At 37.5% G+C, this 14824-nt stretch carries 9 protein-coding genes and 1 pseudogene; 5 read left to right on the top strand and 5 right to left on the bottom strand.

Translation table 11 applies throughout. The features are described 5' to 3' along the window. The first annotated feature begins 197 nt into the window (after positions 1–197). Both GI584_RS06475 and GI584_RS06470 read left to right on the top strand, forming a co-directional pair. Positions 198–1238, top strand: a complete 1041-nt coding sequence (locus GI584_RS06475) for an NAD(P)/FAD-dependent oxidoreductase (RefSeq protein ID WP_153790687.1) — start codon at positions 198–200, stop codon at positions 1236–1238. Positions 1239–1441: 203 nt separating this feature from the next. Further along, positions 1442–1972: pseudogene (locus GI584_RS06470) on the top strand (GNAT family N-acetyltransferase). Between the two features lie 74 nt (positions 1973–2046). On the opposite strand, the gene GI584_RS06465 reads toward GI584_RS06470, so the two are convergent. The 5 genes from GI584_RS06465 to GI584_RS06445 form a co-directional block, all read right to left on the bottom strand. After that, positions 2047–2679: a spore coat protein gene (locus GI584_RS06465; RefSeq protein WP_228552355.1), complete on the bottom strand. Its 633-nt coding sequence runs from the start codon at positions 2677–2679 to the stop codon at positions 2047–2049. Between the two features lie 119 nt (positions 2680–2798). Next, a complete protein-coding gene (locus GI584_RS06460) occupies positions 2799–3431 on the bottom strand; it encodes a hypothetical protein (RefSeq protein WP_228552410.1) in 633 nt (210 codons plus the stop codon). A gap of 67 nt (positions 3432–3498) precedes the next feature. Then, positions 3499–4224 (bottom strand): gamma-glutamyl-gamma-aminobutyrate hydrolase family protein, encoded by a 726-nt coding sequence (locus GI584_RS06455; RefSeq protein ID WP_153790686.1) that lies wholly within the window; start codon positions 4222–4224, stop codon positions 3499–3501. Between the two features lie 94 nt (positions 4225–4318). Next, positions 4319–5305 carry a 3-oxoacyl-ACP synthase III family protein gene (locus tag GI584_RS06450; protein WP_100361454.1) on the bottom strand — a complete coding sequence of 329 codons (987 nt, stop codon included), beginning with the start codon at positions 5303–5305 and terminating at the stop codon, positions 4319–4321. Between the two features lie 83 nt (positions 5306–5388). Next, positions 5389–5757, bottom strand: coding sequence for a hypothetical protein (locus tag GI584_RS06445; protein WP_100361455.1), 369 nt, complete (start codon positions 5755–5757; stop codon positions 5389–5391). Between the two features lie 449 nt (positions 5758–6206). On the opposite strand from GI584_RS06445, the gene GI584_RS06440 reads away from it, so the two are divergent. From GI584_RS06440 to GI584_RS06430, 3 genes are all read left to right on the top strand, one after another. Next, positions 6207–7562: an alkaline phosphatase gene (locus GI584_RS06440; protein WP_100361456.1), complete on the top strand. Its 1356-nt coding sequence runs from the start codon at positions 6207–6209 to the stop codon at positions 7560–7562. A gap of 341 nt (positions 7563–7903) precedes the next feature. Next, complete coding sequence (locus GI584_RS06435; RefSeq protein WP_153790685.1) at positions 7904–9169, top strand: FAD-binding protein; 1266 nt, start codon at positions 7904–7906, stop codon at positions 9167–9169. Positions 9170–9758: 589 nt separating this feature from the next. Next, positions 9759–14546, top strand: a complete 4788-nt coding sequence (locus GI584_RS06430; protein ID WP_153790684.1) for a DUF4450 domain-containing protein — start codon at positions 9759–9761, stop codon at positions 14544–14546. Positions 14547–14824 lie beyond the last annotated feature (278 nt).

Below are 14824 nucleotides of genomic sequence, written 5' to 3'. Positions count from 1 at the left end.
CAATGATTTATATATTAAAACATAGCATTATTGTAACAATTAATACAACATATATCTAGTTTTTGAGTTTTTAATGCAACGTTTATATAAGAAGTAATGTAATGTTAATAATTATTTCTCGGGAAATATCGGCATCGCTCCTGCTCTATTTCGTTTCACTGTCGATTTGCGCTATAATAGCCTTCAGGAGGGATTACATGTCGACATATACTGTCATTGGCGGCGGAATTGCCGGTGCATCCATAGCTTATCATCTTGCCAAAACCGGGAATTCTGTTACCGTCTTTGACCGCTCAGATAATGGACAAGCTACATCTGCTTCAGCAGGTATCATCTGTCCATGGGTAAGCCAGCGAAGAAATAAAAAATGGTACAGACTTGTACAAGAAGGTGCTCGTTATTACCCGGATTTTATTCAAGAACTTGAGGAGACTACCAAGCAGGCAACAGGCTATAAAAGAAGTGGAGCGATATGCCTTTTTAAAGATGAGCGTATTCAACAACTAGCATATGAACGTATTTCTGCCAAACAGGATGGCTCACCAGAAATGGGAGATGTTCGTAAACTGACAAAAGCAGAAGTGAAAGAAATGCATCCCCATCTGACTGATAGTTATCCTGCCGTATTTGTAGAGGGTGGAGGTCAAATCCGTGGAGAAAGTCTGCTTTCTGCTTTAAAAGAAGGGATTCACCTACATGGGGGTAAGTGGATACAACAAGACTTAAATCCTGAGGAAGAAAAAGGAACGGTTATCTATACAGCTGGTGCATGGGCTGGTGAATATTATGATGTACCTTTAGTTCGTCATCAACGAGCGGAACTATTGCACCTCAAACTGGAGGATGAATCTCACAGTAAAGAAACTCCCGTTGTAATGGGACTTGGACCAATGTATATTGTAGGGACTGATAGTAACCAGTTTGCAATCGGGACAACACACGAGGATACCGAAGATTTTTCCATTGCACCATCTAGGGAAAATCAGCAATACCTTTACAATGAGGCAAAGCGATATTTTCCAGAAACAACTATCCGGAATCAATTTATGGCTGTAGGATTACGTCCTTTTACAAGGGACTCATTGCCATATATCGGCTGGACTGATGATCATGTATTTGCAGTGAATGGATTAGGTTCCTCCGGATTAACAGCAGGTCCTGTAATCGGGAGAGAAGTTGCTGCATATTTAGCAGGCAAAGATACAGTTTTGAACCTGGATGATTATGCTTATTTATAGATCGTAAGGTGACAGTGTTCGCTAAATAATAGGGGGCTGTTGGCGGGATATCCTCACTTATCTCTTGAACTGATATACATATCACATATCTAGCGAACAAATTCAAGAAGTACACTAGTAAATCGATTAGAAGGGACTGAATGATGCACAGATATCGATATTTTTCATCCATATAATAAGGACGAAAATGGGAGGTAAAAGTATTGATTCAACAATTACACACAGAAAGATTACATTTAAGAAAAATGACTACTGATGATGTAGATAGTCTGTTTACCATTTGGTCGGACCCCGAAGTGACGAAATTTATGAATATCAGTAATTTTACAACGAAAGATCAGGCGGAAGAAATGATCACGTTTCTTAACCGGTTAGCGCAAGATCACAAAGCAATCCGTTTTACCATATAGAAAAGAAGACCTATGAAATTATAGGATCCTGTGGATACAATTCCCTTGATTTCGAAAATGAGAAAGCTGAAATAGGCTATGATATAGCGAAAAACCATTGGGGTAACGGATTTGCGCCAGAATCCATCTCATCCCTTATCGATTACGCCTTTGATACATTGCATTTCCATCGAATCGAAGCGAAAGTGGAACCGGAAAATGTTAACTCGGTTAGAGTACTGAATAAGCTTGGTTTTACTTATTGAAGGGACATTAAGACAGTGTGAGAAATCTAAGGATAGATTTATTGATCTACAGATGTATGCAAAATTAAAAACTGATTAAGATTATTTTTTATTCCAAAAATCAAACCTCAAAAACGTTGTTCACCAACATTTTTGAGGTTTTCTACATTAATCCTAGTGCATCCCTTGTTGTGGAGCTTTCGTATAAGCCTGTAGCATATTATTCATATCTTGAGCGTCTAGTTTCGGCAGTTGATAATAACCATGTTTGTTTTGATATAAGAATAGCTCATAGCTCATTTCGATCATGTTCGGCACACTATCACCAATGATACGACGTAATACCGGATTGTTCATCTCCACTGCTGCCATTGTGAGTCCGGAAGCCATTGATTTAGTATGACCTAACATAAAAGAAGAAAAACATTCGTCCGTAAACTCATTGACAGACTGCTTTGGTTTTTTGGGTTGCCCAGCTTGCGTTCCGTAAGTAACCTCGTTGTTTTGCTGCATTTTGTACTGTTGTGTTGGTACTTGTGGATCTTGGCCAGTTTGGAAACTTTCTACTATTGTGTTATACATTTGTGTAAGAAAGGAAGTTTGACGCTGCAGGATACCTTTTAATTCTTGATCTTGAATATGTTGATCATACAACTGATACTGCTCCATCATCCCGATTAAGCCACCAATTAATTCATGGGAATCCATCATTTCGTGAGCACCATGATTATGGCTAGTCCCTTGGTTCGCCATATTTTGTGGCATTTGCGTATTGTTTTGCATCTGGTTTTGGTTTTGATTTTGCACTATAGTAACCTCCTGTAATTTAAATTCAAGTATATATTTTCCTGTAAGGGAACATTTATGTATAAAATTTTCCTAAAAACAAAAAAAGTCGGGGAACAATGGATTAATTCCCGACTTTTTTACACTTCTTCAATTATCTTTGTAAGACTGGCTGTCGTATAATGACCATCTATTCCAGGTTTCGTAATTAAATAATGTAAAATTTCCGTATTCTCTAGTGATAATGTGGATTTTAAACCATGAATTATCATGCTTAAATATTCTTTAGATGGTGTATTAAAAGGAACATCTAAATCCCAATCCGCCGTGAAAGTTAAGACAGGGTATCCATCCACTTCACCTAAAAACAAAATCGTGCCATACCACGAGGCTCGCAATGTCTTGTATCCGCTCTTCATCAATTCTTCTAAGTCAATATTGATGGTTGCTCCGTTATTTTCCTGCTTCACTACATCCATAAACTGCTCTTCTGTTATTAAATACTTTCTACTGTATGTAGAGAACTGCTCATCTTTACTCAATCCAATAAAAGCTACACCTTGTTTTTGCCAGCGCTTTGATTCTTTCGCAAAGTATAAAGGATACCGCATGATATATGTTGTTTCTGTAATGGGAAGGGATTTATCTCTACACCCTACCTCCCTCTTTTCAGAACCTCTCGGTTGTCCACCTTTTATATAACATAAAAATCTATCGCGACTTAAATTAGAACCATAACTAGCATACCAAACATAGGATACTTCTTTTGACATAGACAATGTACAGTCACCCCCTACCCTATTTATATCATAAAACAATATCAAAGAAAGAATTACAAGCTTAGTTTTTACATGCCATAATAAATGTATCAAATAGCTTTTGCATAGATGGATCTTCACTCGCCATCTCCTCTGGATGCCACTGTACCCCGATTATCATTGGGGATGTTTTGTCGATTGCTTCAACAGCTTCAATCACTCCATCTGGGGCAACCGCTACTTTTTTAAGATTTGGTGCAAGTTGATCAATGGCCTGGTGATGGATACTGTTTACCTGGATGTTGGAGCTGCTGAGAATTTGATATAATCTACTCGTCTCATCGATCTGAATATAATGGGTGGGTTCTGGTCTTGCAGCTTGCTGGTTATGGTTGATTGGATTAGGATTACTCGTTTCGATATCTTGAATGACTGTGCCTCCTAATGCAACATTTAACATAGTTACCCCTCTGCAAAGCCCTAAAATGGGTTTACGATGTTTTTGTGCGTATTTCACCAATTCTATTTCCGTAAGGTCCCGTTTTTTATTGGTGTTTTGAATTTTTGGAGATGGATTTGCTCCAAAGGAATTGGGATCGATATCTTCCCCACTGCTTAGTATAATACCGTTACAAATACTGACCCATACTTCCGCCATTGGTTCTGGACCAGTGGGAATAATGATCGGAACACCCCCTGCACGCATTACGGATTGTATATGTTTCTCATGCAGATTATAACTGGGGATGTTATTGTGACTAACAATCGAACTTGTAATTCCAATTACAGGCTTTATAGATGGAACCATGGTTAACACTACCTTTCATTACAAACCTTATTTTATTTTGCAAAAAAAGGGTGAAAATATACTCTTACATGAAGTATTTAAAAGATAGTGCTTCTTAATATCGGAATAACATAGTTATAAACTGATGCCCAGCTCCAACAGTCCAGAAAATGACATAATCTCCACGTTTAATCTTTTCATTTTTCAAACTTTCATGGAAAGCAATGAACGGACTGCTTGTTCCGGTATAACCGTATTCATTACCGACTATTATTACTTTTTCTTCATCCATTTCGAAGTGTTCTTGTAGTTTTAATTTATCTCCTAATGCAAATTGTGAAATACATACGGAAGATATATCAGAAATGTTTAGCTGATTGTTTTCTAAAATTTGTTCGATTTGCTCGATCATAATTTCCGGACCGAAGCTTGCATCAAACGGTTCAAAATGAATATATTTTTGTTCAGGATTTTGTTGATGAAAGTGTTTCAATCCTTTTTCAGGGAATATAATTTTATCCACGTTTCGTGTATCAATCGTATACACTGCATCGATAAATCCTGTTTGTTCCTCAGTTCTTTCTAAAATAATTGCACAAGCAGCATCTCCATATGTAGCATAAGTAATTTCTTCTTCAGGATTAGCAAGCAATGACAAATGATCAGAACCTACAACTAACGCACGATTAATACATGGGTTGGCCATCATATAACGACAAGTCTGCTCAACAGATACTACCATTCCAGCACAATTTGCATTGGTGTCGAGACTAATCGCATGCCGATTTGCCTCAATCGCTCTATGTATAAACATTGCATTGCTAGGAAAAGTATATTCTGGAACTTGAGAGGAATAAACAATATAATCGATATCTTCTCCTGTTAAGTTGGATTTCACAAGCGCATTTTTTGCGGCTTCTATGGCCATCGTTAATGAATTTTCTTCTTTATTATCAAGGATATATCGGTTTTCTTTTCCCATTTTCTCCAAAAAAGAAGTAATATCTCTTCCCTTTTGTTTGAAATGTTCTATGTATGACTCATTTGTAACGACATTTTCAGGATGGTAAATAGCAACTTCCTTTATTGTTATATTAGGCATATTTTCTATCCTTTCATTCTGTTTTCCATGATGGTAAATAAAAATAACGCGAAAAACCCATTAAAAAGGCTTTTCGCTTCGTTTTATGCTCCAATTATTTCATAGTTTGGTAAATCAACTGTTTTGGCAATGCGGTTCAGCTGCATTTTGATCACTACATTGTTATTAATTAAGAATTCGATTTTTTTAAAACCAGATTTTTTATATAACTCAAAAGATTGGGTTAATTTTGGTGTCATTTCTTGATTGATTACCTTCATATCCTTGCAATCTACTTGTAACACATAATCAATAGTAGAAATAGAGCCTATCTGCTTTTCATAATCTTGATGGAATTTGTCCGCTTGATCTGGTGTAAAAGCCCCCACTACATTCATATAAACGGTTTTACTTGTGACCTTAACATCAATAACGTAACCACCATTATCTGTCATGTTTTCTATTTTTGCCATTTTTCCTTCTTCCTTTCTTAGATGTTTTCGGAAAAATCTAGTGACTCCCCCATTATAGATTGAGTTTTATTGATTCATATAAACGGCACCATTTTATAGGAATTATGTACTAAATTAAAATTCCTTTAAATTTGAAAGATGTCGCCATTCTACTCACAAGTAGATATTCTACAATATCTTCAGTCTATTAGCAAAGTATATGCATTACTTTTTATTTAGGTTTAAAGATCTATTCATGTCATCATAATGAGATAGTGAGGACGAAAATTCTCAGTAGCTCAACTAGTAAAAAAGAAGGGTAGTCACAAAATTTTTCATAGAATAGGGAAAATAATCATAGATTTTAAGCCTGTATTTTTTTTATCTAACATTTACCGTAACTTAATAGTCTATCAATATTCATCTAGTATCTTGTAACTGTAAGCAAATTTATAAAGGAGTTGGTAGAGATGTTTAAGAAGATTGGTGCTGTAGCACTTAGTACAGGTCTAGTTTTGTCTGCTATGAGTGTTCCGGTTTTTGCTGAAAAACCTGAATCACCAGGAAAAGGAAACGGTAATGGAAATGGTGGAAAGAAAATCGATAATATCATTTACATGATTCCAGACGGATTTAGTGGAGACTATGCTTCCAATTACCGCGTCTACAAAGGTGAAGATGCTGTTTGGGACGCACACCTCAAAGGAATGTTTACAACGAATTCAGCAAACGCTGATGTCACGGATTCAGCAGCCGCTGGTACAGCAATGGCTAGTGGTGTAAAAACAAACAATGGCGTAATCGGTCTTGATCCCGAAGGAAATGACCTTACAACCATCTTAGATGCATCCGAAGAAGCTGGAAAATCATCTGGATTAGTAGCTACATCCACGATCACACATGCCACACCTGCATCTTTTGCTACAAGTGTAGAAAGCCGAAATAATGAAACAGAGATTGCTAGACAATATATTTCTAGTGAAGTAGATGTCCTTCTAGGTGGAGGAAAAAATATGTTTTTACCTGAAGCTGATGGTGGCAACCAAGAAGAATTAAATCTAATAGAACAAGCACAAGATGCTGGGTTTACATATGTCGAAACTAGAGATGAATTACAAAATAATGCAGATATTGAAGTGGTAGAAGGAGAAAGATTACTTGGGCTTTTTGCGGATGATGCCCTTTCTCCTGAATTACACCGTGATCAAAGCGTAGAGCCTAGTTTAGCAGAAATGACAGAAGCATCCATCGAAGTTTTAGAGCAAGATAAGGACGGATTTTTCCTTATGGTAGAAGGTAGTCAAATTGACTGGGCTGGACATGCCAATGACCCAGCATGGGCTATGTCTGATGTAGCGGCATTTGAAGAAGCTGTTGAAACTGCAATTGATTTTGCTAAGCAAGATGGTAAAACATTAGTAATTGTTGCCGGTGACCATGATACTGGTGGTATGACAACAGGATCTGGTGCGTACTCAGGTTTAAATGCTGATATTTTGAATCAAGTAACAGCCACTGGAGACTTCATGGCTACCCAATTAAATGAAGATCGCTCCAACACAAGAGAAATTGTCGAGCAATACACTCATTTAACAATAACAGAAGAAGAAGTGCAATCTATTGAAGATGCTAGTGATACAGCACTTGCTATTAATAGAGTAGTAAGTGATCATGCTGGTATTGGCTGGACAAGTACTAATCATACTGGAGCGGACATCCCTGTTTATGCATATGGTCCACAAGCTGAAAAGTTTGCAGGATTCTATGATAATACAGCTCTTCCTCAAATCATGGCGGATGTTCTAAGAGTGAGCTTAGATAACTAATTTTGAAAAATCCCCCTTTTTCAATAGAATCACAATAAGAGCCTACTGTTGAGGTAGGCTTTTATTCTTTTATCATTTTTGAAACTCTAGAGTTTCGAAAATAATAAAATGAAATGATAGCTTCCCCAATAAATACATTTTAAAATTACTCCTTTAATCCCCAGTCATTGAATTTAAGATATTCATCCATACATACGGAACAGGAGAAAGGAACGAAAATGAAAGAAATTCCCCTTGTCAGTTTTAAAATATGATAAAATAAATAAAAATTATAAATTTCTTAATGAGATGAATCTTTCTATTTTCACAAAATTCCAATCATGTAAAGGAGCGTTAATGTAATGAGGGAACAAAAAAACTGGGCAGGTAACTATACATATAGTGCAGCTAATTGGCATGAACCTGAAAGCGTTGTACAAATTCAGAATCTCGTAAAACAATGCAATAAATTAAGAGTAGTAGGTTCACGTCACTCATTCAATGGAATAGCAGATTCTGATGAAAATATGGTTTCCTTACAAAAATTGAACAAAGTAATAGCATTAGATCGAGAAAACCAAACAGTTACAGTTGAAGGCGGAATCATATACAGTGATCTTAGCCGCTTTCTTCAAGAAAATGGCTTCGCTCTTGAGAATATGGCCTCTTTGCCTCACATTTCTGTTACAGGTGCATGTGCAACAGCAACACACGGTTCAGGAGATCAAAACAGCTGTTTATCTAATGCAGTACGTTCGATGGAAGTCGTTACTGCAGATGGTGAATTGATCGACTTTTCCCGAGAAAAAAATGAAGAACAATTGAAAGGTGCAGTAGTCGGTCTTGGTGGAATAGGAATTGTAACAAAGATGACCTTGGACATCGTTCCAGCCTTTCAAATCAGTCAATATGTGTTTGAAAATTTACCTCTGGCACAACTAGAACACCATTTGGATGACATTTACTCAAGCGCATACAGTGTTAGTTTATTTACAAATTGGGAAAGCGACACGATCAATCAAGTTTGGTTAAAACAACTATGTACAGATGAAAATGAAGTGAAGGTACCTACAAATTTATATGGAGCACAACCAGCGACTGCCAATTGTCACCCTATCGCTGGGATTGAGGCTGTAAATTGCACCGAACAGATGGGTGTACCGGGTCCATGGTTTGACAGACTGCCACATTTCCGTATTGATTTCACACCAAGCAGTGGAGATGAATTGCAAACAGAGTATATCATTCCTAGAAAACATGCATATGAGGCGTTAAAAGGAATTAGTACCATTCGCGAGCAGATTGCACCACTTCTACATGTTAATGAAATCCGAAGCATCGCCAAAGATGACCTGTGGATGAGTCCATTCTATAAGCAAGATTCGATTGGGATTCATCTTACATGGAAAGATGACTGGGAATCCGTAAAAAAATTGCTACCTAAAATTGAAGAAATTCTTGCTCCTTATGAGGCTCGTCCCCATTGGGGGAAATTATTTACTATGTCCAAAGAAAAGGTTCAACCGCTCTATGAAAAACTACCGGACTTTCAACAATTGCTTCAGCACTATGATCCAAAAGGTAAATTCCGCAACGAATTTTTGGATATGTATGTTTTTGGTGAATAATTAAAAAGCTCTAATGCTGTCGCTAGTATCACATGGCGACAGCATTATTTTTTATTCGACCTCCCCCTCTTCAATAGATTCCACAACAAAAATCTTCCGTAAACATAGCAACTACTCGGATTTACTATCAACTCTAGGTACTTCTCTATCAACTTTCCGGATTTACTATCAACTTCAGGCACTTCTCTATCAACTTTCCAAAAGATTACGACATCATACTAATTAATAGGCACATTATAAAAAACGGCTAAGAAGTAGATTTTCATTCGACAAAATGTTTTATAGACAATGGATAACTTTTATGATACCTTGTATGTTATTGGTATCATTTATCATCACATTGGAGGTGACTAGAAATAGCACTTTAGACTCAATCATCTAATCTGATTGGTAATGTTCCCTTGGTAGCTTGGATGTTATGGATTGCAAAATATAATAAGACATCATGTGGGAAAATCCATCATTAAAGTTAGGGTTTTCTTTTTTTTTATTAGTTTAAGGAGGATGATTCTGAAAGCGATTTCAACAAGTTATAGCTATTATTTGACGAAATGTTAACGACTCAATTCATAAGAAAAGGGGTTATAGAATGTCTAAGAAACGACTAAAAGTAGTATTTATTATATTTTGCCTGACAATCACTTTTTCTATGTTTTCAAGCCTGGATAAAATAGTGACTGCGGAGACTGAGATTCCAATGAAATTTGATTTTGGTTGTGAATCAAGTCCAGTTACAGAAGGCTACCATCAGATATCGAATCAAACATTATATGACAGCACCATCGGATATGGACTAGATAAAGAAACAGATTGCAGGGACAGAGGAGCTCCAGACGACCTTCGCAGAGATTTTACTAATGGTGGTGACTATTCCTTTAAGGTTGATATCCAAAATGGTGGCTATTATGTAAAGGTGATTTCTGGAGATCATATCGCCGCCAACAAAACAGACCTCACAATTGAAGGCGTACAGCAGGAGAGAATACAGGTAACCACCAATCAATTTGTAGAGCAAATCTATCAGACCGAGGTACAAGACAACCAGTTGAATTTAGAGTTTGGAGAAGACGGACGCGCAAATAGCGTTGAAGTTATATCCACTGAAGAAACGACTCCCCCAGTTTGGCCTGAACAAACACAACTTACGTTATCAAACATTAAACAAAACAGTGTTGATATGCAGTGGACTACCCCAAGTGACAATGTAGCTGTTACACAATATAACATTTATAAAAACGATACTTTGTTGGAAGTTGTAGACGCAGACTCAACTCAAACAGAACAGGAACTAACCTCCTATCATTTAGAGGGGACAGATCTCGATTTAACGAATGCGACACTGCGTGTTGAAGCTGGTGATGCAGCAGATAACTGGACGAGCAATGGCCCATCCGCTAGTACGCAACTTGAACCAAGTTCTATCCATATCGAGGGGCCAGATAGGATAAACATACTTGAGAATGATAGTAGTGAAACTCCATATCATGCTAATGTTGTCGATCAATACGGCTATGAACTTCCAGATGAATCAGTATCATGGGAAATTGAAGGTGATGTACCAAAAGGTGTCAGTCTCAATCAAGAAGGAGTACTTACGGTTGATCATTCTCCATCTTCACCACAAACAATTATCTTAAAGGCTTCGACACAATCAAATCCCGACGTGTCTTTGGAGAAAAAAATTATTATATATCGACCTGTGGAAACTAGAGTTACAGTAATAGGACAAAGAGGTATAGCACTACCTGAAGATGGTACCCAAACATTTTCTTTTCATTCCAATGTAATGGATCAATTTGGAAGCATCATGCCAAATGCCGAAATGAAATGGGAAATTGTTGGGGACTCATCTAAAGGTGTCGATATTAGCTCGGATGGAAAGCTAACCGTTTCGGATTCTGCTTCTGAGCAAATGATTACTGTTAAAGCAACATCCGTTGAAAATGAGAAAATTTCAAAACAAGAGAACATTCACATCAGTAAAAAACAGTATAAATATTTACCGATTGATGGCGGGTTTGGCGTAAATAATGGTGGAGAATCTTACAATCGCCCACTTTACGGTCCTCATAATTCTCCAAGAATTATTGCATTGGTCGGAGATAAACCTGATGGTTTGCTATTCCGGAACAGAGGAAACAGTGCCCAAGAAAAGTTAGGTCATATTTTCTTAGGTTTAAAAAACGGAAAATGGTTTGCTGACTTTGAATCGATCACTTCTCGTTATGTTTCTGGTCATCAGGAATATGAGCTTCGTGATCCGTCAATCGAAGGGACTATATTATTAACCTATGTTCGTCCAGAAAATTTTGAAGGATTACTGGTAAAGGTCACTTTGCCTGATGCTTATACAAATGACTTAGTGATTGCCTCTGGTGGTCGTGACCAAGGAAGTTATGGATCCCAAGACTACGACTCCATGAAATTCACTCCATCAGATGCTTCGGGAACAGATGTAACAATAGAAAATAACCATTTTTCAATTGAGGGTGGAGGTCCAACTCTCTATGGAACAGCCAATGTACCTCTTCATTTAAAAAGGGTGGATGCTTCCGCTTTTAGTGAAGGACCAAATGCGCTCTTTGAAACAAAGGCTGATACTCAACCCATGGCGATGGCAACAACGGAAGGAAACTATGATAATGAAGTATTTTTGAATATCACTACTGACGATATCGAATCTTCTGAGGTGAAGAACTACTTAGCTGAACCAGAAAAAGTATTAAAAAAAAGCATGGACCACTACAAGGAGCTATCCCAGTCTGTTAAAATCGATACACCTAACCCTTATTTGAATGCAGCTCTTCCATCCGCAACATTGGCATTAGATGCCTCTTGGAGTAGTCCAACCTTTATGCATGGTCCTATCAACTGGTTTGTCGCATTGCCAGGATGGAGGTCAACTTATGGCGCCACAACAGCCGGATGGGAAGATCGTGCCTATGAAAATGCTGCAGCCTATTTTGATAAACAGGCATCCAATGGTAGAATTCCATCCAAACTTAATGGAGACTCTCACTACAACATGGGTGAAGTATTAGTTGATATGATGATGTACAACTGGGAGTGGACAGGTGATTTAGATATGATGGCCAACGGCGGCTTTGATTTTATTGCGAATCATCTAAACTGGATGGATGAGTATATGGAAACCGATGACGAAGGATTATACGAAAGTCATTTAAATGCATGGAATACTGATAATAAATGGAACAATGGTGGTGGAGCAACGATTGCAAGTGTATACGCTTGGCGCGCCAATAAGGAAATGATCGATATCGCAAAACGATTAGGGGAAGATCCAACTATCTTTGAACAACGCACAACAAAAATTGAACAAGCGATGAATGACAAACTGTGGGTAGAGGATATCGGAGTTTTTGGCGAATATAAAGATGTGTTTGGTTTGCAAAGGGTACATGAATCCCCTGACCTATCCAGTATCTATACACCGATTGATTTAGGATTCACTGATCCTTTCCAAAGCTACCAAATGCTACGTTTCACAGAACATGCCATCGAAAACGAGATAGGTACAACCCCTAGAGATGGCCGCTTACCATGGTCTTCAAACTGGTTACCTAACGTATATTCAAGTAGAGGCCTATACACGGCTGAATCTACTAATCTAATGCTTAATTACTATCAACTTGGTCTCGTGGAACAAGCGAAAGACTTGCAAGCTGGCATTGATGCTAATCTATTTGAAGGTCCAGGACCTGGTGTCCTCTCGTATGTTCAAAATCAAGATGGCTCACAATCCGGGCACGTAGACTTTACGGATGTAACTTCCATGTATGTAAGAACTACTGTGGAAGGATTATTCGGAATTAAAATGGATGTACCGAATAATCAAGCAACTGTTCAGCCTGCTTTCCCTCGTGATTGGAAACACGCTTCTATCGAAACAGACTACTTGGGATATGACTATAGCTATGAGGGCGACAAGGAAACGATTATAATTAATAGTGAAAAAGCGTTAGAATATAAAGTAAATCTTATAGCCCGCAGCACGAAGATAAAGTCTGTGAAAGTAAATGGAAAAGATATGGACTACTCGCTGAATCCAGGCATAGGTCACTCATGGCTAGAAATGGAAACATCTGAAAGCAATGATGTAAAGATAGAAGTTATTTATAACAATGGTCAAACAAATAATATGCCAGAGATAGAGGCTAGCTCTGTAGGGGCTGTTGGTGAAGAATATACCTTCTCCGTAAATAATAGTAATATTATCCGTTTGCACGATCCTCAAGGAATCCTTGACATAGATCAATCAACTGTAAAGAAATCAAAAGCGTCAGTAATGTTAAAAAATAAACCTGGTACCCATACTTTCTTTGTTTTAGTTGAGTCCGGTAATAGTGAAATGTGGTTACCTGTTGATCTCACACTCAAGCAGTCGCTGGAAATAGTCGATGAAGATTTGGTAGTGAAGGACGGAGAGGCATTTGCTCAGTTTGCGATAGAAAATAATAGTCAGCAAAATATTAATTTAAAAGGAACCGGAAACATTGCGGGAACAACCTATGATTTGCATACTCCTATAAAAGCTAATGATAAGTCAGATCTCATTACATTTAAAATCAATGACCCATCAAAACTGACACCTGGTGAAAATCTCTTGACTTTTGAAGCAGAAGATAAACCTGAGATTGAAATATCTACCAATCTTGTAAACTGGGAATTGACAGAGCAGCTTACCAGTGCATATGAAAATTCTTTCGACACTCACATGATAGATATAAGTGATCACACAAATCAAGATTTAGAATATTTACACCAGAATAAATATTCTCCTCAGCCCGACTTGTTTTACTGGGATAATATCCCGAGTACAGTTACGGAATATGGACTGAATTGGTGGCAATATCGAGACGGACAAGATAAGGTTAAACCGAATTTGACCCAATTGGATTATGAAAGCGAGAATTTTATATCGGATATGGGGATCCCATTCTCTATTACTAAGGAGGAAGAAAATGCGGTATTTACATCTCTTTACGATAATTTCCCTGACAGTATTGAAATCCCAGTTAATGTTAAGGGAAATAAACTTTATTTCTTCGTAGTAGCAGCGACAAATCACATGCAAAGCCGCATAGAGAACGCAGAAATTACAGTAAACCTTAGTGATGGTGAACAAAAAAGACTTCCTCTTGTTAATCCAGAAAATTTAGATGACTGGTTAAAGGAGAATACATCCAGTTCCTATGCTCAAAGTGGATTCATCCAGGATCTAGGTGACGGTGCTCATGGAAATATATTGAGTATAGACCTTGGAGAAGCAAAGCAAATAGAAAGTGTAAAACTTGAGACACTTAGTAACGAAGTGTTAACTGGACTTCTTGGCATGACCGTTCTTGAAGAAAAATAGAAGAGCGTATCTTGTTCGATTTACTGTGCTGATTTAAGACTAACTTTTTAGATAATAAACATTTTAGAGAAGATGATCTCTGTATACCAAGGAGTCATCTTCTCTATTTGTTTAGATGCATGAGAGGACAAGCAGTAATAAGCTTAGGATTGTAAAACAAATTCTATTTTTACAAACAATTACACTGCGCAACATTCACAAATTAACTCTCGAAGGTTTAAAAGATAAAACTACAAATAGCACAACCTAAGGTCGCAAAAGCATTCCCTATAAAGTGA

Source organism: Gracilibacillus salitolerans (assembly GCF_009650095.1).
Taxonomy (GTDB): Bacteria; Bacillota; Bacilli; order Bacillales; family Amphibacillaceae; genus Gracilibacillus; species Gracilibacillus salitolerans.
The sequence above is the reverse complement of the archived record's forward strand: the minus strand, read 5'-3'. Positions and strand labels throughout refer to the sequence as shown.

Coding starts and splice junctions, on each gene's coding strand:
- GI584_RS06475 (WP_153790687.1), top strand. CDS start 198: ATGTCGACATATACTGTCATTGGCGGCGGAATTGCCGGTGCATCCATA.
- GI584_RS06460 (WP_228552410.1), bottom strand. CDS start 3,431: ATGTCAAAAGAAGTATCCTATGTTTGGTATGCTAGTTATGGTTCTAAT.
- GI584_RS06455 (WP_153790686.1), bottom strand. CDS start 4,224: ATGGTTCCATCTATAAAGCCTGTAATTGGAATTACAAGTTCGATTGTT.
- GI584_RS06450 (WP_100361454.1), bottom strand. CDS start 5,305: ATGCCTAATATAACAATAAAGGAAGTTGCTATTTACCATCCTGAAAAT.
- GI584_RS06445 (WP_100361455.1), bottom strand. CDS start 5,757: ATGGCAAAAATAGAAAACATGACAGATAATGGTGGTTACGTTATTGAT.
- GI584_RS06440 (WP_100361456.1), top strand. CDS start 6,207: ATGTTTAAGAAGATTGGTGCTGTAGCACTTAGTACAGGTCTAGTTTTG.
- GI584_RS06435 (WP_153790685.1), top strand. CDS start 7,904: ATGAGGGAACAAAAAAACTGGGCAGGTAACTATACATATAGTGCAGCT.
- GI584_RS06430 (WP_153790684.1), top strand. CDS start 9,759: ATGTCTAAGAAACGACTAAAAGTAGTATTTATTATATTTTGCCTGACA.